At 60.5% G+C, this 22982-nt stretch carries 25 protein-coding genes; 9 read left to right on the top strand and 16 right to left on the bottom strand.

The features are described from left to right. The first annotated feature begins 1 nt into the window (after position 1). Positions 2-1090 (top strand): S-(hydroxymethyl)mycothiol dehydrogenase, encoded by a 1089-nt coding sequence (locus tag ACFRFQ_RS06360; protein ID WP_378654513.1) that lies wholly within the window; start codon positions 2-4, stop codon positions 1088-1090. After that, positions 1087-1713 carry an MBL fold metallo-hydrolase gene (locus tag ACFRFQ_RS06355; protein ID WP_138870791.1) on the top strand — a complete coding sequence of 209 codons (627 nt, stop codon included), beginning with the start codon at positions 1087-1089 and terminating at the stop codon, positions 1711-1713. Before ACFRFQ_RS06360 ends, ACFRFQ_RS06355 begins: the two co-directional genes overlap by 4 nt. Positions 1714-1806: 93 nt before the next feature. On the opposite strand, the gene ACFRFQ_RS06350 is transcribed toward ACFRFQ_RS06355, so the two are convergent. Beyond that, on the bottom strand, positions 1807-2298 hold the full coding sequence (locus tag ACFRFQ_RS06350; protein WP_378654510.1) for an Lrp/AsnC family transcriptional regulator: 492 nt from the start codon (positions 2296-2298) through the stop codon (positions 1807-1809). 135 nt (positions 2299-2433) lie between these two features. Here ACFRFQ_RS06350 and ACFRFQ_RS06345 point away from each other — a divergent pair, with 135 nt between their 5' ends. The 3 genes from ACFRFQ_RS06345 to ACFRFQ_RS06335 are packed head-to-tail and all read left to right on the top strand — an operon-like array spanning position 2434 to position 5947. Next, complete coding sequence (locus ACFRFQ_RS06345) at positions 2434-3117, top strand: cyclase family protein (RefSeq protein ID WP_378654508.1); 684 nt, start codon at positions 2434-2436, stop codon at positions 3115-3117. A gap of 31 nt (positions 3118-3148) precedes the next feature. Further along, positions 3149-4417, top strand: coding sequence for a kynureninase (kynU, locus tag ACFRFQ_RS06340; RefSeq protein WP_378654506.1), 1269 nt, complete (start codon positions 3149-3151; stop codon positions 4415-4417). A 51-nt stretch (positions 4418-4468) separates the two neighbouring features. After that, the gene (locus ACFRFQ_RS06335) at positions 4469-5947 is read left to right on the top strand and encodes an amino acid permease (RefSeq protein WP_378654503.1); all 1479 of its coding nucleotides are present in this window, start codon (positions 4469-4471) and stop codon (positions 5945-5947) included. Here the strand turns inward: ACFRFQ_RS06335 and ACFRFQ_RS06330 are convergent. From ACFRFQ_RS06330 to ACFRFQ_RS06300, 7 genes are read right to left on the bottom strand one after another with little or no spacing between them, the layout of a single operon-like run. Continuing rightward, positions 5919-6602 (bottom strand): dienelactone hydrolase family protein, encoded by a 684-nt coding sequence (locus tag ACFRFQ_RS06330; RefSeq protein ID WP_378654500.1) that lies wholly within the window; start codon positions 6600-6602, stop codon positions 5919-5921. The genes ACFRFQ_RS06335 and ACFRFQ_RS06330 overlap by 29 nt on opposite strands. Before the next feature lie 22 nt (positions 6603-6624). Beyond that, positions 6625-7614: a DUF3445 domain-containing protein gene (locus tag ACFRFQ_RS06325; protein WP_378654497.1), complete on the bottom strand. Its 990-nt coding sequence runs from the start codon at positions 7612-7614 to the stop codon at positions 6625-6627. A 25-nt stretch (positions 7615-7639) separates the two neighbouring features. Further along, positions 7640-8104, bottom strand: a complete 465-nt coding sequence (locus ACFRFQ_RS06320) for a dimethylamine monooxygenase subunit DmmA family protein (protein WP_378654495.1) — start codon at positions 8102-8104, stop codon at positions 7640-7642. Further along, positions 8101-9081 (bottom strand): DUF3445 domain-containing protein, encoded by a 981-nt coding sequence (locus tag ACFRFQ_RS06315; protein ID WP_378655079.1) that lies wholly within the window; start codon positions 9079-9081, stop codon positions 8101-8103. The genes ACFRFQ_RS06320 and ACFRFQ_RS06315 overlap by 4 nt, the downstream gene beginning before the upstream one ends. 23 nt (positions 9082-9104) lie before the next feature. Then, positions 9105-10094: a PDR/VanB family oxidoreductase gene (locus ACFRFQ_RS06310; protein ID WP_378654493.1), complete on the bottom strand. Its 990-nt coding sequence runs from the start codon at positions 10092-10094 to the stop codon at positions 9105-9107. Continuing rightward, on the bottom strand, positions 10091-10609 hold the full coding sequence (locus ACFRFQ_RS06305; protein ID WP_378654491.1) for a dimethylamine monooxygenase subunit DmmA family protein: 519 nt from the start codon (positions 10607-10609) through the stop codon (positions 10091-10093). Before ACFRFQ_RS06305 ends, ACFRFQ_RS06310 begins: the two co-directional genes overlap by 4 nt. Before the next feature lie 10 nt (positions 10610-10619). Further along, positions 10620-11006 (bottom strand): ethanolamine utilization protein, encoded by a 387-nt coding sequence (locus tag ACFRFQ_RS06300; protein ID WP_378654489.1) that lies wholly within the window; start codon positions 11004-11006, stop codon positions 10620-10622. A 191-nt stretch (positions 11007-11197) separates the two neighbouring features. Here ACFRFQ_RS06300 and ACFRFQ_RS06295 point away from each other — a divergent pair, with 191 nt between their 5' ends. After that, positions 11198-11860: a helix-turn-helix domain-containing protein gene (locus ACFRFQ_RS06295; RefSeq protein ID WP_378654487.1), complete on the top strand. Its 663-nt coding sequence runs from the start codon at positions 11198-11200 to the stop codon at positions 11858-11860. Positions 11861-11918: 58 nt separating this feature from the next. Here the strand turns inward: ACFRFQ_RS06295 and ACFRFQ_RS06290 are convergent, their stop codons facing one another. The 3 genes from ACFRFQ_RS06290 to ACFRFQ_RS06280 all read right to left on the bottom strand — a co-directional run bounded on the left by ACFRFQ_RS06290 (position 11919) and on the right by ACFRFQ_RS06280 (position 14786). Next, positions 11919-13280 (bottom strand): ammonium transporter, encoded by a 1362-nt coding sequence (locus ACFRFQ_RS06290; protein ID WP_378654485.1) that lies wholly within the window; start codon positions 13278-13280, stop codon positions 11919-11921. Between the two features lie 278 nt (positions 13281-13558). Continuing rightward, positions 13559-14020: an Hsp20/alpha crystallin family protein gene (locus ACFRFQ_RS06285; protein ID WP_138870778.1), complete on the bottom strand. Its 462-nt coding sequence runs from the start codon at positions 14018-14020 to the stop codon at positions 13559-13561. Positions 14021-14147: 127 nt separating this feature from the next. Then, positions 14148-14786 carry an NAD(P)-dependent oxidoreductase gene (locus ACFRFQ_RS06280; protein WP_378654483.1) on the bottom strand — a complete coding sequence of 213 codons (639 nt, stop codon included), beginning with the start codon at positions 14784-14786 and terminating at the stop codon, positions 14148-14150. Positions 14787-14902: 116 nt separating this feature from the next. Between ACFRFQ_RS06280 and ACFRFQ_RS06275 the strand changes: the two genes are divergently transcribed. Then, positions 14903-15880, top strand: coding sequence for a serine/threonine dehydratase (locus ACFRFQ_RS06275; protein WP_378654481.1), 978 nt, complete (start codon positions 14903-14905; stop codon positions 15878-15880). Positions 15881-15909: 29 nt separating this feature from the next. Continuing rightward, positions 15910-16293, top strand: coding sequence for a hypothetical protein (locus ACFRFQ_RS06270; RefSeq protein WP_378654479.1), 384 nt, complete (start codon positions 15910-15912; stop codon positions 16291-16293). A gap of 25 nt (positions 16294-16318) precedes the next feature. Here ACFRFQ_RS06270 and ACFRFQ_RS06265 read toward each other — a convergent pair whose 3' ends face one another. Both ACFRFQ_RS06265 and ACFRFQ_RS06260 read right to left on the bottom strand, forming a co-directional pair. After that, positions 16319-17056 carry an SDR family oxidoreductase gene (locus ACFRFQ_RS06265; protein WP_378654476.1) on the bottom strand — a complete coding sequence of 246 codons (738 nt, stop codon included), beginning with the start codon at positions 17054-17056 and terminating at the stop codon, positions 16319-16321. Beyond that, entirely contained in the window at positions 17049-17756 is a 708-nt protein-coding gene (locus tag ACFRFQ_RS06260; RefSeq protein WP_378654474.1) for a TetR/AcrR family transcriptional regulator, read from the bottom strand. Before ACFRFQ_RS06260 ends, ACFRFQ_RS06265 begins: the two co-directional genes overlap by 8 nt. 492 nt (positions 17757-18248) lie before the next feature. Between ACFRFQ_RS06260 and ACFRFQ_RS06255 the strand changes: the two genes are divergently transcribed. Next, positions 18249-18854, top strand: a complete 606-nt coding sequence (locus ACFRFQ_RS06255; protein WP_378654472.1) for a pentapeptide repeat-containing protein — start codon at positions 18249-18251, stop codon at positions 18852-18854. Positions 18855-18965: 111 nt separating this feature from the next. Here the strand turns inward: ACFRFQ_RS06255 and aztD are convergent, their stop codons facing one another. The 3 genes from aztD to ACFRFQ_RS06240 form a co-directional block, all read right to left on the bottom strand. Beyond that, positions 18966-20210 (bottom strand): zinc metallochaperone AztD, encoded by a 1245-nt coding sequence (gene aztD, locus ACFRFQ_RS06250; RefSeq protein WP_378654470.1) that lies wholly within the window; start codon positions 20208-20210, stop codon positions 18966-18968. A gap of 355 nt (positions 20211-20565) precedes the next feature. Continuing rightward, complete coding sequence (locus ACFRFQ_RS06245) at positions 20566-22194, bottom strand: 4-hydroxyphenylacetate 3-hydroxylase family protein (RefSeq protein WP_378654467.1); 1629 nt, start codon at positions 22192-22194, stop codon at positions 20566-20568. A gap of 11 nt (positions 22195-22205) precedes the next feature. After that, positions 22206-22775 carry a flavin reductase family protein gene (locus ACFRFQ_RS06240; protein ID WP_033233583.1) on the bottom strand — a complete coding sequence of 190 codons (570 nt, stop codon included), beginning with the start codon at positions 22773-22775 and terminating at the stop codon, positions 22206-22208. Between the last annotated feature and the right edge of the window lie 207 nt (positions 22776-22982).

The raw sequence follows: 22982 nt of genomic DNA, 5'->3' as shown, positions 1-22982 counted from the left end.
CATGCCACAGCAGGTACGCGGCGTCATCGCCCGATCCAAGGGTGCCCCCGTCGAAATCGTCCCCATTACGATTCCCGATCCCGGTGCCAACGAGGTGGTTGTTGCCATCGCAGCGTGCGGCGTGTGCCACACCGACCTCACCTACCGCGACGGCGGCATCAACGACGAATACCCGTTCCTCCTCGGACACGAGGCGTCGGGCATCGTCGAGAGCGTCGGCCCCGGTGTCACTCACGTCGAGGTGGGCGACTTCGTCGTCCTCAACTGGCGTGCCGTGTGCGGGCAGTGTCGTGCATGTAAGCGCGGACGCCCGCAGTACTGCTTCGACACGTTCAACGCAGAGCAGAAGATGACGCTCGAAGACGGCACCGAATTGACACCGGCTCTCGGCATCGGCGCGTTTGCCGACAAGACTCTTGTCCACGAAGGCCAGTGCACCAAGGTCGACGCGTCGGCCGACCCGGCGGTTGTCGGCCTCCTCGGCTGCGGTGTCATGGCCGGTATGGGCGCCGCCATGAACACGGGCAACGTCGGCCGCGGCGACTCGGTCGCTGTCATCGGCTGCGGCGGTGTCGGCGACGCCGCCATCATGGGTTCGCGTCTGGCCGGCGCCAACACCATCATCGCAATCGATCGTGATCCGCGAAAGCTGGAGTGGGCCACAGAACTTGGCGCTACCCACACGATCAACGCCACCGAGGTCGACGACGTTGTCGAGGCGGTTCAGGAGCTGACCGGTGGTTTCGGCGCGGACGTCGTCGTTGACGCTGTCGGGCGCCCGGAGACGTGGAAGCAGGCCTTCTATGCGCGTGACCTTGCTGGAACAGTAGTGCTGGTGGGTGTTCCGACGCCGGACATGAAGCTGGAGATGCCGCTGGTGGACTTCTTCTCGCGCGGTGGTTCACTCAAGTCGTCGTGGTACGGAGATTGCCTGCCCGAGCGCGACTTCCCGGTCTTGGTCGATCTGTACCAGCAGGGGCGTCTGCCGCTCGAGAAGTTCGTCAGCGAGCGCATCAAGCTCGACGAGGTCGAGAAGGCCTTCGAGACGATGCACCGCGGCGAGGTTTTGCGCTCGGTGGTGGTCCTGTGACCTTGCGAGTCGATCGCGTCGTCACGTCGGGATCGTTCAGTCTCGACGGCGGCACCTGGGACGTGGACAACAACATCTGGTTGATCGGTGACGACAACGAGGTGGTTGTCGTGGATGCTGCACACACCGCGCAGCCCATCATCGACGCCGTTGCCGGCCGTAAGGTTGTCGGAATCGTCTGCACTCACGGGCACAACGATCACGTCACCGTTGCACCGGAACTGTCCGAGAAGCTCGACGCTCCCATCTACCTGAATCCGGCTGACGACGTCCTCTGGGAGATGACGCATCCAGGCGTAAAGCACTTGAGTTTGGAAGACGGACAGCGAATCTCCGTGGCGGGCACCGATATTCTGGCCATGCACACGCCGGGACACTCGCCGGGATCGACCTGCCTCTATCTTCCTGAGGCGGGGGAACTGTTCAGTGGTGACACTTTGTTCTCCGGTGGACCGGGCGCAACGGGGCGCTCGTACTCCGATTTCCCGACCATCATCGGATCGATCCGCGACAAGTTGTTTGCCCTACCCGCCGAGACCAAGGTCCACACGGGTCACGGCGACGGCACCACCATCGGCACCGAAGCGCCGCATCTCGAAGAATGGATCCGCGCCGGATCCTGACCGCCCAGCCGAAAACGGTAGGTGCAAACACATCTTGTGTTCGCACCTACCGTTTTTCGTTCTCAGGCCGGCGTCCAGGGCTGAGCGATCCACTCAGTGCGAGTGTTGTAGCTCGCTGAAGATCAAGTTTGTCTGAGTGTTCGCGATAGCGGGATCGTTGAGATGAGTGCTGACAAAATCCCTGAGTCTTGCGGGCGTTTCGCACGAAATGTGCACAAGTAGATCCCGGTCCCCGCTCATGAGAAATACGCGCTGAACCGAGTCCAGTGCGGCGATCCGTTCGGCAATTTCGGTCATCCGATTCCGTGCGCGCGAATGTATCAAGATGGACACCATCGCCGAGATCTCGAGTCCGAGCTTCTCGAGGTCGACATCTGCGTGAAACCCCTTGATGACGCCCGATTCGCGTAGAGCGCGCATCCGTGCGAGAGCAGTCGACGGGGCGACGCCTACCTTCTCGGCAAGTGAGTTGTTCGGTATCCGGGCGTTGTGAATCAGCTCGCGAAGAATCGCCATGTCGACGTCGTCAAGCCGAATATGATTCGGCCGAGCCGCGGCGGCCGCCCGTTCGATCGCATTAATCATCTGATTTCTCCCTGTCATTGCGAAGATATTCAGCATCTCTTGACCACGCTTGTCGATGATTCTAGCTTTTGCCAGACACATCGAATTATCAAACGGTCGACGTTGACTCAATCGACTGTGAACTAAGGGGTCTGGATGCTTCCGAGGATCGGCCGACGCACGGGCGACGCAGGGCTGATCGACATCAGCCCGCCGATCTTCGAAGAGACGCCGGTGTGGCCTGGCGATACCGCGTTCACGCGGGCTGTCACGTCGGACCTGGGCGGCAGTGATGTGGTCACGATCAACAGAATCACCACCACTCCTCATATCGGTGCTCACGCCGATGCGCCGGCGCACACTCGCATCGACGGCGCGACCATTGGTTCCGTTCCTCTGGAGCCTTATCTCGGTGAGGCCCTGGTGGTCGACATGACGGTGGTCGACATGACGGTGGTCGACGGTGCCGCCTGCATCGGGCCCGTCGAAGATGCCGTTGAGCGACTCGGCGGCCATCTACCGCAGCGACTGATCCTTCGGACTTACGTGAAATATCCGGGCGAGTGGGACAACACCTTTGCCGGTGTCTCCCCGGAACTGACGCACTGGTTTGCGGATCGCGGTGGAGTTCTGATCGGAATCGATGGTGCTTCATTCGATCCGATGGACAGCAAAACCATGGATGGGCACCACGCGGCAAGCGATCGTAACATCGCGATCCTCGAAGGACTTTGCCTCGACGGCGTCGACGAAGGCATCTACGAACTCATTGCTCTGCCGCTGAAGTTTCGAGATCTCGACGCAAGTCCGGTGCGGGCCGTGCTGCGTACCTACTCGTAATCATCTTGCCACCAACATTTTCAGGAGAATCATGACTACTTCGCGCACACTCGAGACTTTCGAAGATTGCCTTCGAGCCGATGCCGAGGATCCGATCCGCGCGATCCGCGACGAGTTCGATCTTCCGGTGGGAGTTTTGTACTTCGACGGAAACTCGCTCGGACCTCGTCCGCATTCGGCCAGTGCCTGTGCTGAACGCGTCGTCCACGAAGAATGGGGGACGGGTCTGATCCGAAGCTGGAATACCGCAGGGTGGTTCGACCTTCCCGTACGGCTCGGTGACAAGCTCGCACCTTTGCTGGGCGCTGGCCAAGGTCAAGTGGCGGTGACTGATTCGACCTCGATCAACTTGTTCAAGTGCCTGGCCGCAGCGCTGAGCATTGCAAAGCAGACGCAGCCCGCGCGTCGTGTGATCGTGTCCGAGCGAGACAATTTTCCCACTGATCTCTATATCGCAGAGGGCATCATCGGTTTCCTCGACAGCGGATACGAGTTGCGGTTGATCGACGATCCCGCGGAACTGTCGTCAGCCGTCGACGCTGACACCGCGGTTGTGATGCTGTCCCACGCGAACTATCGCACCGGGTACCTGTACGACATGTCAGCGGTAACGACGGAGGTGCACGAGCGCGGTGCATTGATGATCTGGGACCTCGCGCATTCCGCCGGAGCCGTGCCGATCGATCTGGTTGGCGCAGACGCAGACTTCGCGGTCGGCTGCACGTACAAGTACCTCAACGGCGGTCCCGGATCGCCGGCATTCATCTGGGTGAACGAGCGGAATATGCATGCAGGCAGACAACCGCTGTCCGGGTGGTGGGGTCACGCCCGGCCATTCGCGATGGAGCCAGGCTACGAGGCGCATGAAGGGATCCGGCGATTCCTTATCGGAACGCAGCCGATTACGGCTCTATCGCTTGTCGAATGCGGCCTCGAGATCGCGCTGCGCGTCGACATGTCCGACATCCGGCAGAAGTCACTCGCATTGACCGATCTGTTCATCGCTTTGGTCGAGCAGCACTGCGCGGGTTTCGGTTTGGAATTGATCACGCCGCTGGAGCATGAGCATCGTGCGTCTCATGTGAGTTTTGTTCATCCTGAGGGTTACTCGATCATGAAGGCTCTCATCGCGCGCGGAGTCATCGGTGACTATCGCGAACCCGGGGTCTTGCGATTCGGTGTCACCCCCTTGTATATCGGCTATGTCGACGTGTGGAACGCAGTCGACGCTCTGAGGGACATCCTCGAGAGTGGGTCTTGGGACCGCCCGGAGTTTCGCGAGCGCGACGCCGTCACTTGATCGTTCAACTTTCTGCGGTTCTGGTGCGGCCGCCTTCGTGAGGAGTTTTCCATGAGTGATTTCAAAAACATTCAGCAGCGAGAATCAGGTCTCAAACGCGAACTCGGCCCCAAACAGATGAGCATGATCGCGCTCGGTGGGGCAATCGGGACGGGACTCTTTCTCGGCAGTAAATTTGCTATCGGCTTTGCCGGCCCGAGTGTGATCATCAGCTACGCGATCGGCGGTCTCATCGCACTCCTGTTGATGGGCGCTCTCGCCGAAATGACTGTTGCACACGCGACGTCGGGTTCGTTCGGTGCCTACGCAGAGTTTTACGTCGGACCCTTGATCGGGTTTCTCGTCCGCTATCTCTATTGGTCGTGCATCGTGCTCGCAGTGGGTACCGAAGTCACGGCCATCGGTGAGTACATGCAGTTCTGGTTTGCCGACGTACCGTCGTGGATGTGGATCGTGTTGTTCTCCGGGGTGCTGATCAGCGTGAACATGTTCAACGTCAAGGCCTTCGGAACGATGGAGTATTGGTTCTCGACCATCAAGGTATTCGCAATCGTGGCATTTATCGTCATGGCCGCCTATGTCGTGTTCGGTAGCGGTAACCCCGAGTACGGTTTCCACAACTACACCGCCGGTGGCGGGTTCTTCCCGAACGGTCTGTCCGGCATGTGGTTTGCCGTCATCGTTTCAATCTTCAGCTACCTCAGTATCGAGATGATCGCCATCGCCGCGGGCGAAGCAGAAAATCCTGCAGTGGCAGTCAAGAAAGCATTTCGGGTCACGATAGTTCGGCTGTTCGTCTTCTACATCGCAACATTGGCGTTGATTCTCGCGATCGCCCCGATGGACAAGATCCTGGCGGGCGGCAGTCCGTTCGTCACAGTCATGCAGGTCGTCAATATTCCCGGTGCTGACAGTGTGCTCAACTTTGTGGTCATCATTGCTGCGTTGTCCGCTATGAACAGCCAACTCTACGTGTCATCGCGAATGATGTTCTCGCTCTCACGTGCCGGTGATGCACCAGCCGTTCTCGGTAAGGTCCGATCCAATGGATCGCCCGTCAACGCACTGCTGCTGTCGACGTCGGGTATTGCTGTCGCAACGATCGTCTACGTGCTCTTTCCCGAGCAGGCATTCACTTTGATGATCTCGCTGTCGATGTTCGGCGCCATGGCAACCTGGCTGCTGATTTTCGTGACGCACTGGTTCTTCCGCAAGAGAATGAAAGAGGACGGAACAAAGCTTTCCTTTACGATTCCGTTCTTCCCCGTGGGGACAATCCTCGGCGGCGTTCTCATGGTCGCGATTCTGATCACCACGTTGTGGGTCGACGACTTCAAGATGACGCTGGTGTTCGGAGTTCCGTTTGTCCTGGCCGTGATCGGCATCTACTACTTCACTCGATCGCGTCGCGCGCAGAGTCGAGCAGTAGATGCCGACCAGATTCAGGACGAGGTCACGGGGGACCGTAGTCAAGCGAGTTCCCTGACCAGAACTCCCGCCGTCACAAGGTCTCGGCAAAGAACTCCATAGTGTGTGACCAGGCAAGTGCTGATGCTTCGGGGTTGTAGTGTTCGGCGGTGTCGTTGTTGAACGCGTGGCCGGCGTCGGCATATGTGTACACGCGCGCTAGATCTGCGGCGTTTTCACGCAGCTGCTCGACGCTCTCCGGGGAGATGCTTGTGTCGAGGTCGCCGTAGTGACCGAGCCACGGAACCTTCAGTTGGGCCGCAAGTTCGATCCCGGAAGGGATACCCGGCCATCGTGCTTCGGCAACTGCGCCGCCGTAATAGGTGACCGCGGCATCGACCAGTGGAACAGTTGCGCACCACAGTGACACTGAGCCACCCATGCAGAATCCGAGGGATCCGATCTTGCCGGATCCCTCGGACCTGCAGTACGAGACCGCGGCACCGACGTCGTGGCCGAGTCCGTCACTGGTCAGAGCCATGAAGGAGTCCTTGGCGGACGGGAAATCGGTGAAGACCGTCTGTGATCCACGATGGTAGAGGTGCGGAGCAACTGCAAGATATCCGGTCTCGGCGAGGCGTTGAAGGACGCTCTCGAGATGAGCGTTTACTCCCCAGGCCTCCTGCAGCACGATCACCGCAGGCGCCTGCGCGGCAGGTGATTCGGGCTTGGCGATGCTCAGCGGCACGCCGTTCACAGTGCTCGTGACAATGTCCATTCTTTCGACTGTATGCGAAGGCTCAGCCCGTCGCATAGACCACTTCGGATTGTGCACTTAGCCAGGCCATTGCTGCCAGGCGGTAGCCGTCGATGCCTTTGTATTCGGCTATATCCTGAGGTAGTTCGGTCACTATGGACGCCAATTGCTCCGCCCATTGCGGGATGGTGGCGATATCCGACAGCGGAGCCAGGTACGTGCGGATGTTGAACACGAGTGCACCGGTTAACGGAAGTCGTATCAGATGCTCGAGTTCGATGCGGAGTTGGATTCGGCCCCAGTCCTTCTGGTCGATCAACTCCGGCATGTCGTGCATCCACAGTGGCATTGTTTCGAGGCTGGTGTCACGCAACCGTGAACCGACGGCGGAGAACGTCCAGTTCACCCGGCGATAGACCTGTTCGGTGGTCAGCATTCGCATGAAACTCTGTGCTCTGCCGGTGACGCCGCCTGCGGTCAATCCTGGTACCGGAACATGGATTTCGTCGAAACTCATCCCGATGTCGAATTTCATCGACCAGTCGGCAGACGAGGTGACCAGTGCTGCGTCGAACCACAATTGGTCGTCACGTTCGGTAAGTAGCAGTATGTCGTCGGGTACTTGGCAACCGATGAATGTCAGTGGGTTTTCGGGCAGCGTGGACAGGTCGCCGAGTGTGAAGGTCTGTTCTATCCCGAGTAATCGATTCGTCCAACGATAGCGACTTCCACTGCTTTCCAACAACATCGAAGCCGGATAGGAAGCGGCGAGTTGACGCATGAGAAACAACATGACGTCCCAGCATGCCGGCATCATGTGCGGCAACATTTGTGCTCGGCCGGGGTCCCGATCGAGGGTGTCGCGTCGTAGTTTCATCATGTCGAGGTAGTCCTCGCCCAGATCGACGATATGTTCACCCCATGCCCCCGCGAGTGTCGGTGTGTACTGGGGTGCCGGTTGAACGTTGACGCTGTAGCGAAAAGTACGGTCTTCGTCGGGGAAGGGCCACGGCAAGGTTTTCAGATCACTCACAACTGCACTCCTCGAGTGGAAGGTGTTACGCGGCGACGGAGCCGAGGTAGCTTCCGCGATGTGAATTTCTATGGACCCGGACATCGAGTAGTAGTCGGCACGAAGGGCATTCGTGTGCCGAGCCCGGCCGGGTCTCGACCCGATGGGTGTGTGCGCAATGTGGGCAGAAGAGTGAGATGGTTCCGGTGCTCGTGACGTACGAGCGCACTTCGCATGGCAATGCGCCGCAGGCCTGTATCGCGGCCAGCGCTTGCATCACGTCGTATTCGGGACCGGCAATGGCGATTCGAGCGCCGGTGCGGGAACCGGCTACAGCCTGCTCGATCGGCGAGAGATCGAGTTGATCCTGAACGTGAACAGTCACCGATCGGCCGACGGCAATTGCCTGGGTTGCCCAGTCGATCACGGTGTTTCGGCCGCCGCGGCAGCCGCCGAGTGCAATGAGGAGAAACTGCCGTCCGGTTGTATCCAGTTCCGGGATAGTGGTCACGAGTTCACTCCTCCGTGTGTGCGCAGCCATTCCATTGCCGGTCCCCGGGTTTTGGTGATCCCCTTGTAGTCGGCCATATCTTCCGGAAGGTCGTCGAGCACCGCGTGCAGGCGATGCGCCCAGACTGGAACCACCGCGATGTCTCGCAGTGGCAGAAGATAACTCCGGATGAGGAACATGATCGCCCCGGAGGTTGCGAGACGAATCAGGTGCTGCACCTCGACGCGAAGAAACAGTCGGTCACCAACCTCCTCGAGGGGGCCGCGCGCCACGCTGGTTCGGTCAGGTCCCCACTGCGGATAGGTTTCGGTGGACGTGTCGAGTTTGCCGTCGACGGTCAAGGTCCAGTTGGTTCGCCGGTAGCGCTCACCGGGTTCGAGGCGCATGAGAAAGCTCTGGGCGCGAGCGACAACTCCATCGGCATGTACGCGAGGTACCGGGCCGTGGATTTGCAGAAAGCTCATACCGACGTCGAATCGCAATGACCAGTCCGCTGCGAAAGTGACCACACCGGCGTCGCCCCAGAGTTGTCCTTCTCGTTGGTCGAGGAGGACAATATCCTCCTGAATCTGGTTGGTGACAAACCGAAGCGGATCAATCGGAAGCGTATCGAGGTCGCCGATGACAAACCGCTGTTCGGTAGCGAGCAACACGTTCCGCCAGACCCAGGCCGCGCCGTCGCGTTCGAGACTCATTGACTCTGGATAACTCTCGGCGAGCATGCGCATGATCGAGATCATGGCGTCCCACTGCGCCGGCATCATGTGGGACAGGCTCTGATACCTACCGGCGTCCGACGCCAGTATCCTTGTTCGCTCGGCCAGTTCGTGATGGTAGTTCTCGTCGATCGCGATGGTGTGTTTTCCCCAGCCGCCGGCGGGTGTCGTAGTGGGCGTCCCGGCAGGTTCGACGTTGGTGCTGTAGCGGTACGAGTCCTTGGCAAAAGGGAACGGGAAGTTCGCAATTCGAGTGGGCATGTCGAGTAGTTCTGTCGATGCGTTCACAAGTCCAACTCCAAACGTGATGCGTCGGCCCGTGATACGCAGGCCATCATCGATGTGCCACAGGATTTCTCCTCGTCGGTCAGATACAGATCGCGATGTGCGACGCGCCCGTCTGCCACCGGTACCCGGCATTCGCCACAGACCCCTTGCCGACAGAGGTTGGGGATCGTGACGCCGTGCTGTTCGAGAGTCTCGAGGACGCTTGTTCCGGAAGGTACTTCGAATTCTTCGCCGCTGCCACGCAATGCGACGGTAAACGGTTGGCCGGGGTCCAGATCCACACCGCCGAAACGTTCGTAGTGAATGCGGGCGCTCGGCCATCCCGCTGCCTGTGCGGCACCCTCGACGTCGTCGATCATCGCGCTGGGGCCGCACGTGTACAGGTGGGTTCCCAGTGGCTGTTCCAGCAATGCCGGTCCCAGGTGAGCCCATAATTCTCGGCGTGAGGCAAACAAGTGCAGTTGTGATCCGCACAGTTCGCGAAGTTCGTCGAGATGCGCCGCGTCCGGCCCCCGCCACACGTACAGGACGGTGAAGGATCGACCCCATTGCACGGCGGCCCGCGCATGCGAAAGTATCGGCGTCACACCGATTCCGCCGGCAATCAGCAGGTGGTGCCTAGCCGTGAGTACCGGAGCGAACACGCTGCGCGGGCGCGACGCGCGAATGTGCGCGCCAAGCTCGAGCCCGTGAATCCAGCGCGATCCACCTCTACCACCGTGATCCAGTTGGACCGACACGCAATAGTGATCCGGTTCGAGTTCGGGGCCGGTCATCGAATACGAATTGCGCCGTGGTGTTCCCTGTGGCGTCGTACCGCAATCCAGAACGAGGTGGCTGCCCGGTGTGAAAGAGGGAAGTGTTGCGCCGTCGGCGCTTTCGAGTCGAAGTGCTCTGACGCCGTCGCAGAGCTCAGAGGCCTCTGTCACTATCAGGGTCAACGATTTGGTGTCTGCGACGCCAGGCGCGTCCGTTGCTGCGGTCATCCTTGCTCCTCGGCGTCAGCCATGAACCCGAGGTAGGCACCGTACCTGCGGGATACGTGGTGGTAGACAAACAAATCGGTATCACATCGTGGACACGGGCTGAGTGCTCCGACAGGTGCATTCGTTTGGTGAGCGTGCCGGCAATGCACGCAATAGACCCGGCGTTGCGCGTCGTCGATGACGTACGTGAGGATCTCTGCGGGTATGGCACCCGCAGCGATTGCCGTCGAATATGCCTGTAGCACTTCTATTTCGGTGCCGATGACGATCAATCGCCACCCCACTCTCGCGGCAGCGAACTCTCGCTGCAACACCGCGGAAGTTGCGGCACTCCAGTCCGGAGCGAGTTTCAACCAGCTGACCCGGTGGCTGGAATGCTTACCGACCACCTGGGCGGCATCGGTATGTGCGTGGTCGCCGAAGGAGACGACGGTGAAGTAACGCCCGTCCGGATCGGTGAGCAGGCGTTCGGCGTCCCAGCGCGGAACGCTGGTCGATTCGATACAGACACTCACGATGGCCGGCTTACGGTGCGAATGAGCGGTGGCCGACATAGTAGGCCAGCGCGCGGTCGGGTGTGGTGAACCTGATCCGTGAACCCTTGGGGAAGAAGATCGCGTCCTTCGCCTTCGCGACACTCACCTGGCCTGTGTCGAGGTTTTCGAGAACGAACTCACCTTCGAGGACCACCTTCATCTCGTCGTATTCGTAGAGGTAGTCGAGGGGGGCGTCGGTGCGGACCAATTCGAAGTAGCCCGCGGACATTTCTGATCCATCCGGATTGGAGTAGACATCGTCGATGAATCCTTTGGTTCCCGGATACTCCGATTCTGGCATCTGAGGGAGGTCTGCCCAGAAATCTGCGGTGACGCGGAATTCGGCCGGCGTAGTGGACGTCGTAGAAATGCTCATCGTTGCTCCTGAGGGAAGTGGCTGGATGAAAGAGCGCCCGATCGTTGATTCATGATCGCTGACGTGAAACTTATTGTAATGAGAGGAAACTGATTTGCGGTTACGTGGCGGTAAACAAAATCGAGGTGATCAGCTACGCGGACAACGACTGTGCGTCTACTCCCAGTAGACGCACAGCTAGGCTTGTGGCCATGACGACGTCGAAGCGCAGTGTCCACCGAGATACGGGAGACCCGGCACCGGAGCAGCGCGAAGTTCCTGCGGACACTCCGACCGGCCTCGACCTAGAGAAGGTGATCGCCGCCCAGGTGCGCAAGCTGCGGTTGGCCAGCGGACTGTCGGTCGGGGACATGGCGATACGGGTCGGGATCTCGAAGGCGATGTTGTCCAAGATCGAGAATGCGCAGACTTCCTGCAGCCTGTCCACGCTGGCGCGCCTCGCAGCAGGTTTGGACGTACCGGTCACATCACTCTTTCGTGGTGCGGATACGGCGCGTGACGCGGTATTCGTGGAAGCCGGTCGCGGCGCGGAGATAGTCGGGCGAGGCACGCGGGTCGGGCACCATTACGAGTTGCTCGGGTCGTTGCGAGGGCAGAACAAGCGGCTGGAGCCGGTCCTCGTCACGTTGACTGATGCCAGTGAGGTGTTTCCCCTCTTTCAACACCCGGGAACCGAACTGCTCTACATGCTCGAAGGCGAAATGGTCTACGGGCACGGCGAATCGGAATATCGAATGCGCCCAGGGGATTCGCTCCTGCTGGACGGCGAGGGGTTGCACGGTCCGAACGAGTTGGTGACGTTGCCTATTCGCTTCCTGGCAGTGACCGCGTATCCGGACAATCACCAGGGCTGAGCACGACTGCGCCCCCGCTCTCGGATTCGAGAGCAGGGGCACACGTCGGAATGTGGGTTTACGAACTGCTGTCGACTGTGCTCGCAGCCTTGGTGGTCATGGATTCGGCGGCAACAGACACCGAGTCGGGTTGGTGCTTAGTGGAACTCGTCATCGAGACGGAATCCATCACATAAGCGGTTTCGCCGTGAACGCTCACGTCGAGGCCCTCGTACTCGGTTTCGGGATCGACGCGCAATCCCATTGCAAGGTCGATTCCCTTCGCGATGATGAATGTGACGATGAACGAGTACGCGACAACCGCGACCACGGCCACCGTCTGCTTGCCGAGAAGCTCGAGGCCGCCACCGTAGAACAGTCCCTGGGCGCCGCTGGGAGCTTCGGGTACGGCCAGCAATCCGACGAGTAGTGTGCCGAGGATTCCGCCGACGAGGTGGATGCCGACCACGTCGAGTGCGTCGTCGTAGCCGAGCTTGAACTTGAACGAAATGGTGAAGCAGCACAACGCTCCTGCGGCGGCACCGACGATCAGGGCGCCCATCGGCGAAACCGCGCCACAGGCGGGAGTGATGGCAACAAGTGCCGCGATCAGCCCGGATGCGGCACCGAGCGTCGTTGCGTGACCTTCGCGGAACTTTTCGACGACGAGCCAGGCGCAGATGCCGGCACACGCTGCGGCGACCGTGTTCAGAATGACCACCGACGCGTTGTTGTTCGCGGCCAACGCTGAACCGCCGTTGAACCCGAACCAGCCGAAGAACAGGATGCCGGCACCGAGAATGGTCAGTGGGACGCTGTGTGGCCGTGGTGCATTCGGGAATGTGCGACGCTTTCCGAGCACCAGGATTACGGCGAGTGCGGCGATACCGGCGTTGATGTGCACGGCAGTTCCACCTGCGAAGTCCACGGCGGCAAGCTTATTGGCGATCCAGCCGCCGACGACGCTGCCGTCGGCGGAGTCGAACGCAAACACCCAATGGGCAACCGGGAAGTACACGAGAGTGGCCCAGATCCCGGCAAAGATCATCCAGGCGCCGAACTTCAGGCGGTCGGCAAACGCCCCCGAGATCAGTGCGACGGTGATGCCCGCGAACAGAAGTTGGAACCCTGCCACCAATGCGGGCGGCAGTGCGGGTTCGGCGGGCGCTTCGAGGAGTTGGCCCAGACCGATGTACTCGAGTGGGTCACCGAGTAATCCGAGTCCGCCCAGTGAATCGCCGAGGACCGCGGAGTAGCCGAAAATGATCCAGAGAACGCCTACTACGGCAAAGCCGCCGAATGTCATCATGACCATATTGAGAGTGCTTCGGACGCTGACCATTCCGCCGTAGAACAGGGCCAGTCCGGGAACCATGAGAGATACGGCAGTGAATGCAGCCAAGATCCACGCGGTATCTGCGGCAACGATTGCCTGATCCATATGTGTCCACCTTGTTGAGTCCGGAGTGATCGCCGTCCGAATGCGTCTCGTGTTCGGCGATGTGTCTTATGCGGTGAATCACCGTCATCCGAGAGTGGACTGGTTGTGTAAGGCCTGCAAGTGGGGCAGGTGAACACTGTGTAAATGCGTCTCCGGCGAGTTGCGGCGCCCCCACAGCGATGGTGACCACCAAATCGGTGGCCACCATCGAGTCGTTGATGCGTTGGGCGTATTCAGTTGGGCACCACCTCCTCGAACACCAGTCGTGGAGAATCCGGTCAACGGTTGGATTCGTGCTCGCGCGTCGGGTTGATCATTGTCTGTTCGGAATCTCCGGCGCGAGAAACCTCGATTCGACGCGGTTTTGCCTGCTCGGAGATCGGAATCGTGACGGACAGAACGCCGTTGTTGTATGTTGCGGAGATCTTGTCGGCGTCGATGTTCTCCCCGAGGGACAATTGCCGCCGGTAGGTTCCGGCAAACCGTTCCGATGCCAGCCACTGCATGTTCTCGTCCGACGACGCGGTACGGGTGGCGGACAGCGTGAGAAGTCCGTGATCGACACTTACGTCGACGGTTCCGGGATCAACACCGGGAAGGTCGGCATTGAGTACGTAGTGGTCGCCCACGCGGTAGAGGTCCATCGGCATGAAACGAGGAACCCGGCTGGCGCCTAGGTCTGCGCCGAGAAGTGACTTCGCGATCGAATCGATATCACTGAAGGGGTCGAAGCGGAGCACAGTAACTCACCTCCCATGTTTCACATGGTCGCAGTCCCTGTGACAGCAACCGAAATCACTGTGCAACAAAAGATTAGCACTCGCGCTCTTCGACTGCCAGGTCGCGGGCTGTCGTCTGCGGAAGGAGTCAGTGTGCGACGGTGAAGCGCTGGCGTCGGTGTGCCGGAGTTTCGATTTCGTCGACGAATGCGCGCGCGTAGTCCTCACCGGCGATCGCAGAATAGCCCTCGTCGTCAGTGAGGAGAATATCTCCACCGATCTGGAAGGAACCCTTCGCCGGGATGCCCGTCTGCGCCCCGAATAGTGCGGCGGGACTGACATAGAACCAGTCGACATCAGAACTGGTGTTGCGGAGTGCGTCGAGAACATCGGCGTGGGCGAGCGCCTCATCCTTGTAGGCGTCCGGGAAATCCGGAGTATCGACGACGCGAGGGCCGCCTTCGGCGACCAGCAGGCTGCCGGCACCGCCGACAACGGCGATACGAGCACCGTTACGGGCGGCGGCGTCAGTCAGGGTAGCGACGGCGTCGAGGAGTTTCTTGCCGTCGATTTCGCGGGCAGGAATGGCAACCACGACGACGTCGTTGGCCATGGTGATCTGCTCGACAGTGTTTGCGTCGTGCAGAGAACCCTGCACCGCGTGGGTGTCGGAGTTCGATTGAGCGGTGCGCGATACCGTCGTGACTTCATGGCCGCGTGTTCGTGCTTCCTTCGCGATGGCGCTGCCGGCAAATCCGCTTCCCCCGAATACTGCGATCTTGGACATCAGGGCGCCCTTCAGTAGTGCATCGACTGTGGCTGCATCAGTAAATCTAGTCTCCGTACGAGGAGATGTCATGGTGGTCGGTCGGTAAACCGGAGGTCCGTCCGTAAAGTTGGTGTATGACTCCTCGCAGCGAGAACAGCACGGGACCAGTCGCGATGACGGTTGTCGACGTCGAAGCGGCGCGGAAGCGGATCGACGGACTTGCCAGACGGACTCCGATCTTCCGTACCTCGGTCTCGACCCCTCGCGGAGATGTCGCGGTGCTGTTCAAACTGGAGTACCTCCAACATGGTGGTTCGTTCAAGGTGCGCGGCAGTTTCAACGCGGTAGAACGGGCAGCTGCTGAGGGCACGATGCCCAGCGCGGGTGTGGTGATCGCATCGGGTGGAAACGCGGCGATCGGAGCTGCGTGGGCGTCGCGTCGGCGTGGTCTGGGCTGCACGGTGGTGGTGCCGGAGACGGCGCCCGATGCAAAGATCGCGGCGCTCGAAGCCTTGGGTGCCACGGTCGAAAAGGTGGGCGATCGGTATGTTCTGGCGGCCGCAGCGGCAACCGAAATCGCCTTGTCGAGTGGAGCTTTGGAGCTGCACGCCTACGACCTGCCGGACATAGTCGCCGGTGCCGGAACCATTGCACTCGAGGTTGCGGAGGAGGTTGCCGGGCCGATTACCTATTGCATCGCCGTCGGTGGTGGTGGACTGGTCTCGGGGATAGCTGCCGCTGCGCGGCCAGGCGATCGCGTCATCGCGGTGGAGCCGGTTGGAGCGGCCACGCTGCACGCAGCGCTGAAGGCCGGACATCCCGTCGATATCGGGTTGGACAGCATCGCGGCCGATTCTCTCGGCGCGACACGCATCGGCGGCATTGCCTGGGAGACTGTCACCGCCAACGCAGTGGACAGTGTTGTCGTAGATGATGATTCGATAATTCAGGCCAGATCGTTTCTGTGGCGCGAGTTTCGGATACTCGTGGAGTTGGGTACCGCCGCTGCGCTGGTTCCGGTACTGGACGGCACGGTTTCACCACCGCCAGATGGTGAGTTGTGCGTGGTTCTGTGTGGAGCCAACGTAAGCCTGGGGGATCTCGGCGTGTGAGAAATCTGCTGGTGGGTACTGCTTGCAGTATGAGTACCAGCAGTATTATCTGGACGGTTGTGGTTGTGGTCGTTGCGGTGGTGATCGTGGCGCTTCTGGTGTGGACGGCTCGCAACAAACGTAACGAGCGGCGCCACCTCGAAGCAGAGGCGATTCGCAAGGACGTTGCAGATTCGTCGTTCGAGGTGGGCCAGCGTGAGGCCCAGGCCAAGGAGACTGAGGCAAAGGCTCGCATGGTGCAAGCCGAGGCCGATGCCAAAGCTGCGGAAGCATCTGCCCTGCAACAGCATGCGGCGCAGCATCGAAGGGAAGTGGCAAGTTCCAAGGACGAATTGACCGAGAAGCGGGATCAGGCGGACACCATCGATCCGGCCACACCGAACCCCGAGAAGCCGCAACCGAAGAACGAGTGAGTTCGGCGACGTCGTAGGGGATGCGTTAGATCACGCCACCGTTGACGTAGATGACCTGGCCGTTGACCCAGCGAGCGGGACCGGCCAGGAAGGCGACGGCCTCGGCGATGTCCGACGGCATTCCGAGTCGCTCGAGGGGCGCTAACTTCGACAGATTCTCCACTGTCGCTTCGTCTTTGCCGTCCAGGAAGAGGTCGGTGGCAGTGGGGCCCGGAGCAACCGCGTTGACCGTGATGTCGCGTCCGCGTAGCTCTTTGGCGAGAACGAGGGTAATCGCGTCGACGGCGCCTTTGGTGGCGGCGTACGCGGCGTAGGTCGGGAAGGCCAGTTTCTTCACGGATGTGGAGAAATTGATGATGGCGCCGCCGCTGCGTACTCGCCTGGCGGCCTGCTGATCGACGACAAACGTGCCACGGACATTGGTTCGGTGCATCCGGTCGAAATCGTCGAAGTTCAATTCCGCGACTGTCGAGAGAATCATGATGCCTGCGGCATGGACAACAACGTCGATGCCGCCGAACTCATGCTCTACGGTATCGAACAGTGCTGCCACTTCAGTTTCGTCGGCAACGTCGGCGTGGACTGAAATCGCTTGTCCGCCGGCAGTGATGATAGCGTCAACGGTTTCCTGTGCACGCTCGAGATTGCCCGAATAGTGAACGGCCACAGCCATTCCGTCGGCAGCCAGCTTTTCGGCAGTGGCACGCCCGATCCCTCCGGAAGCTCCGGTGACAATGGCGACGCGGGTAGTGGTGTCAGACATGACGGTGCTCCTGATCGGTGGTGGGTGAATCGGAGAGCTTCCGGAGCCAATCGCGCATCAGGGCAACTTCATTGGGGGAGAGTGAAGTAGAATCTGCTGTTGCGAGTTGGGTATCCAGAGTCGATGCGACGGTGTTGAGTGAAGTGTCCGGTGGGGCGGCGGAATCGGAGATGACGGCCCCGAGAATTCCGTCGCGAACGCGTTGCGACAATGTGGGATCGGGATACTGCTCGGGTCTCACGACCAGCATCAGCGCGACACCGGCATTGGCTGACATCACCATCTGTGTGGCCACGTCGACGGATACGGTCAGGACGCCTGCGGCCGCACAGCGCTCGAGAACCGAGCGAAGCAGGGCCTGCGCCTGCAGCGCGGTCTCGGCGCTTTTCGCCGAGGGTGAATGCAGCAGTCGGTAATGGGCGGGATGTGCAAGCGCGAACGCGGTGTGTGCGTCCCAGCCTGCACGCAGATCGGCTACCGGATCCGCAGAGGGGACGGCGGCACGTTTGCCGTCCAGGTATTCCGTGAATCCTGCATCGACGACCGCTGCGAGCAGGCCGTCTTTGTCGCCGAACTGGCGGTAGAGCGCGGGAGCGCCGACGCCTGCTCGCTCACAGATGGCGCGGGTGGAGATATCGCCGTCCGGAGAGGTGTTGAGCAACTCGGTCGCGGCCGTCAGTATCTTTGCTCTCGAACTCATGTAATCGACGATAACACAATTTAGTTAGCGTTGATACTCGATGTTCGGCTCTTGACCCGTTTCGTATTCGCGGCGTCTGAACTGCTACTTTGTTCGCAGTGATTAACAAAACTTGTCTGTGACCCAGACCTTTAGTGATCGTGTGCCGCGCCTACGCGCGGTGGTGATCCCGTGTGCCCTTCAGGGGAACCCGATGCCGGGTTCCCGTCTCCTGTCCTGCACTGGAATCCCCACCTTGGAGCTCACTTCACCATGTCATCAACACGCACATCCATCCGGCGCGAGGAACTGCGCGCCAACTGCAACAGCTGTTTTGCCCTGTGCTGCACGGCCTTCGGGTTCTCACGATCGGTCGATTTTGCCGAGGACAAGCCGGCAGGATCGCCATGTCGGCACCTCGGTTCCAACTATTCCTGCACTGTCCACGAAGGACTTCGATCCCGGGGCTTCCGTGGCTGTACAGTTTTCGACTGCTTCGGTGCGGGACAGGTTGTGTCGCAGCAATTGTTCTCCGGGGTTAGCTGGCGTGAGCGCCCTGACGCTCAGCAACACATGTTCGCCGCCTTCAAGACCGTCAAACAGTTACACGAGATGCTGTGGTACCTGGCTGAGGCTCAGGAACGCACCTACGACCCCGATGCTGCGGACGAAGTTCGCGAACTCGCAGCCGCCATTACAGCACTGACTCGCGGCGGTCTGGCCGAACTGTTCTCGACTGACATCGACGCCCTTCATATGGAGGTCAGGGCAATGCTGATGGAGGTCAGCCAGGAAGTTCGGGGTTCGTACTGCGCCGAGGTAGGTCACCTCGAGCCGAATATTGCAGCCGGGGCAGACCTTGCCGGATCGAACCTGCGGGCACGCAGGTTGTGTGGGGCCGATCTGCGTGGTGCCTGCCTGATCGCCGTGGATCTGAGGGGAAGTGACCTCACAGCTGTCGACCTGCTCGGGGCGGATTTGCGTGATGCCAGATTGGAGGGCGCCGATCTCTCGGGCGCGTTGTACGTCACCCAGCCTCAGGTGAACGCAGCCAGAGGTAGTGCTGACACGCAATTACCCGACGCTCTGTCAGCCCCGCACCATTGGACGGATTTCTAACCGGACAGCCTGAACTGCTTCGACCGATCTCGGAATGCAAGTCCGAGATCGGTCGAAGTATGTGTGGTCGCTATCGAACGTCGCGGCGGAATAGGGTTCCGGGACGTGGAATCAGCCGGTGACGCCGGTCAATTCGTTCGGGGTGTGATCGAGGGTGGTCTCGGTCAGGATGCTGCCGTCTTCGAGGTCGACGGCGATCAGCTTCTTCGACGTGGGGTCGGTGACGTAGGCGGTGTGGTCCAGCGTGAAGAGGGTGGGCCGGGGTTCCTGCCACTCGGTGGGTTCGGTCCACTCTCCGATGACAGCAATCTTCTTGGTGACTGCGCCGGTATTCGGGTCGATGACGTGGATGGCACCGTCGGTGCCGAGGACCAGCGCTTCGCCGTGCGGGCCGCGACCGAGTGAGCGGAACGTGTAGCTGGTGCCGAGGTCGACGAGTTCGAGTTCCGACGTCGTCGTGTTGGTCAGGGAGACCCGTTGCGGGCGTTCGAGTTCGGCGTCTGGGTCGGTTTTGTAGTCGCCGAGGACGATGTCGGATTCTTCGGAACCGGCTTGATTGCCGATGCGGCCGTACACATCAGGGCTCTGCACCTTGGTGATCGCTCCGTTCTTGTATACGAGCAAACCGTCTTGGCAGCCCAAGACGATCGTTTCATCTGCTGCGACTGCCTCACCGTGGACGCCCGGGCACTGCTCGTTGCGCAGGATTTCCTTGCGGTCGGCGTCGAGGATGGCAATACCGTTGCGGGACTCGGAGTTTCCGATAGTCGTCAACAGGCTTCCGTCTGCGAGTGCGACGGCAACACCGTGGTGGGGCTCCGGGGTGGTGTACGTCTCGACGCGAGGTTGGCGCTTTGCCAGCTGAACCGGGTCGAAGATCTCGACGAGCCCCGAGCCGTCGTTGAAGAGGACGGTCTTCCCGGCATGTCGTACAACGTGTCCGGGTTCATCGGCCGCAAATTCTACCTCGGACATCACGGGATCCGCTGTGTAGTAATGGGAATGGTCGCCGTGGGCCGAGGACCACGTTCCGGTATCGAGTACCTTGAACGTTTCGCCGGCGGAGATCATGACGTGCCGGCCGTCGCCGGCCGGGTTGAGTCGTGTGAAGCCGTCGAGTTCGGTTTCGCCCACCATATCGAGAGACGTGGCATCCAGCACCAGAACTCCGCCGTCGTAGGACACCGCGAGGCGTGGTGTTGCTGAGGCCTGTTCGTTCGGTGCGGACGAGGCGGTGGTGGTTGTTGCCGCCGCTGTGTCCGTGCTGTTGGAGGAGCATCCGGTGACGAGGGCGAGTGAGAGGCCGACTGACGTGGCAAGAGTGAGGCGCCGCGAGACGCGGGTGTTGAGGTGCATGGGTAGAGATTTAAGGCTTAATGTAAATGATTGTCAAAGTCGTACATGCGAATATTCGCATGTCAGGGCGACAGTTCAGGAGTAGCTGGAGCGAACAGGCCTAGGATGTCGGCGAATGTTCCGCAGAGGACGCCCGCGGTGTGCTGCCATGTTCCTTCGGACACTGGTGGTCACCAGTGGCACAACAAGTTTGATCATCGCCTGCAGCGGCCAGGTCGGTGTGGGCGGCACCGGATGTGCACACCACTCGTGATCGTCGCCAGTGTTCGTCGAATTCTGCTTGTGGGCTACGCCTATTGAGGACGACGACAAGGGCGGACTCGACATTGCGAGTCCGCCCTACCGGCGGAGTGGGTTACCGGTTCTTGAAGAACGAGACGTCGTCGTTGCCGATGAGGTCCGGAACCGTCCAGCCGTCGAGGTCGTATTCACTCAGGCACTGCTCGGCCAGTCCCTTCATCGAACTGGCGTGCCCGCGATTCTGGGCTGCGAACAGCAGTTCCGCTTTGACGTTCTCGTGATTGCCGGAGTAGTTGCGCTCGTAGAGTTCGTGTCGGCCGCCGAACTCGGTGCCGATCGAATCCCACAGTGCCTTCATGACTTTCACTCGGTCGACGGCGGTGATGCCGTCGGAACCGCGAACGTACTTGTCGAGGTACGGACGCACGTCCGGGCTCTTGAAGTCGAGTGAACTCGAGGGCAGGTAGATCAGGCCCGACGCGACGTCCTGTTCGATGATCTCCTTGATGCGTGGATATCCCTGGATCATGAACATTCGATAGGTGAGGCCGTATTCGAGCTTCGGGATCACCGAGTCGTCGACCCACTGTTCGGGATCGCGTGCCATCGATTCGGTCAACGACCAGAAGAGGTTTCGCCAGCCGATCACTTCACCGACACGGGTCTGGACCCCGCGGAAGCCGCCGGCGCCGGTGGCTTCGAGTGCCTTCATCAACAGTCCGGCGATGAAGTCGAGCTTGACGGCCAGGCGAGTGCAGCCTTGAAAGGTGAAGCGCGGCAAGAATCCCGATTGCGGGAAGAATGCGTTGATCCGGTCGACGTCGCCGTACATGAAGACGTTCTCCCACGGCACCAGCACCTTGTCGAAGACGAAAATGGTGTCGTTCTCGTCCATGCGGCTCGACAGCGGGTAGTCGAACGGGCTGCCCATCACCGCAGCATGTTCGGTGTACGAGGTGCGGCAGATCAGCTTCACACCCGGTGCGTCCATCGGCACCGTGCAGATCAGGGCGAACTGCTTCTTCTTGATCGGCAGACCGTAGTGCGCGATGAAGTTGTAGTTCGTGATCGCCGACCCGGTGGCAACCACCTTGGCGCCGCTGACGATCAAACCGGCGTCGGTCTCCTTCTCCACCTTCATGAAGACGTCGCCGACCTCGTCCGGTGGAAGTTGGCGATCCACCGGGGGATTGATGATCGCGTGGTTCCAGTACAGAACTTTCTCCTGCGATTCGCGGTACCAGCGCTCGGCGTTGTCCTGGAACGGTGCGTACAACTCCTTGTTGGCGTGGAGGGTTCCCAGGAAACTTGCCTTGTAGTCGGGGGAGCGGCCCATCCAGCCGTAGGTCATCCGTGCCCACGTCGCGATGGCGTCGCGTTCCTTGAGCAGGTCAGCCGACGATGTCGGAGTGCGGAAGAACGGCATCGTGACACCGCCGTTGCCCGTGTCCGTCGGAACGGTCAAAGCGTCCACGTGCTCGCCCGTATGCAGAGCGTCGTACAGCCTCGCGGTCATGCGGATCGGATTCCGGAACGCGGGGTGCGTCGTGACGTCCTTGACGCGATCACCGTGAAGCCAGATCTCGCGACCGTCCTGCAGGCTCGAGATGTACTCGTCGCCGGTCATCGGGCGGGTGGCGAAGTTCTTCGTGCGGTTGGCTTCGCAATCGGCGGCCGGATTGACCTGTGGCGCTCCGGAATCTGCGGGGTCGACGCCGGTGGGAGGAATTTCGGTGGTCGTCATGGCAAAGCCTTTCAGATCGTTTGGGGTGCGGGCTGAAGATGAATCGGGGTGAACGACGTGGTGGCGTCGAACCACCCGCTGTGGGGGTCGTCCTGACTGCCGTTCCAGACTGTGGTCGACGAGGTAGCGCCTAGATCGTGAAAAGTGCTTCGGTAGAACAGAAGCGGATCCTTGCCACTCGACTGTGCGTCGACGATCTCGCCGATGAAGATGATGTGGTCACCGCCGTCGTACTCCTTCCACGGGATGCATGAGATGGTTGCCGCGGCGCCGTCGAGCAGGGGAGCGGTCGGTCCGTCGATCCACCTCGGTTCGGTGCGCTGCGGTCGGCCGGCAAAATGCATGGCCGTGTCCACTTGGTCGGAGGCAAGGATGTTGACGGCAAACGGCGCGTTGCCGAGGTAGCCGCACGCCTTGGACTTGCGAGTCATCGTGATCTGGCACAGTCGCGGTTCCAGGGAAATGGCCGTGAACGCGGTGACGGTGGCACCGTGTGGTTGACCGTCGGCATTGGTGCAGGTGATGACGGTGACGCCGCTCGCGAATTGACCGAAGATTCCTCGAAGCTGATTTTGTTCCATGACCGGACCTCCTTGTCGGATGGCGGTTGAGTGAGAGTGCCGCGAAGTGCGGGAGGGAAGTAGTGGGCGACTGGCGCCGGGAGTGAAGACGAACGTACGGCGGGCGCAGGCTTCGGTCGATCCGTACAGCGCGGTGGCTATCCGGATTGCGCACCAGATCGCGGCCCGTACCCGTTTTCTCTTGGAAGTGACCGGGGACACAGTGTT

It is taken from the genome of Rhodococcus sp. NPDC056743 (assembly GCF_042790355.1).
GTDB lineage: Bacteria > Actinomycetota > Actinomycetes > Mycobacteriales > Mycobacteriaceae > Rhodococcus_F.
Note: the sequence above shows the minus strand (reverse complement) of the source record. Positions and strands in the feature narration are given on the sequence as shown.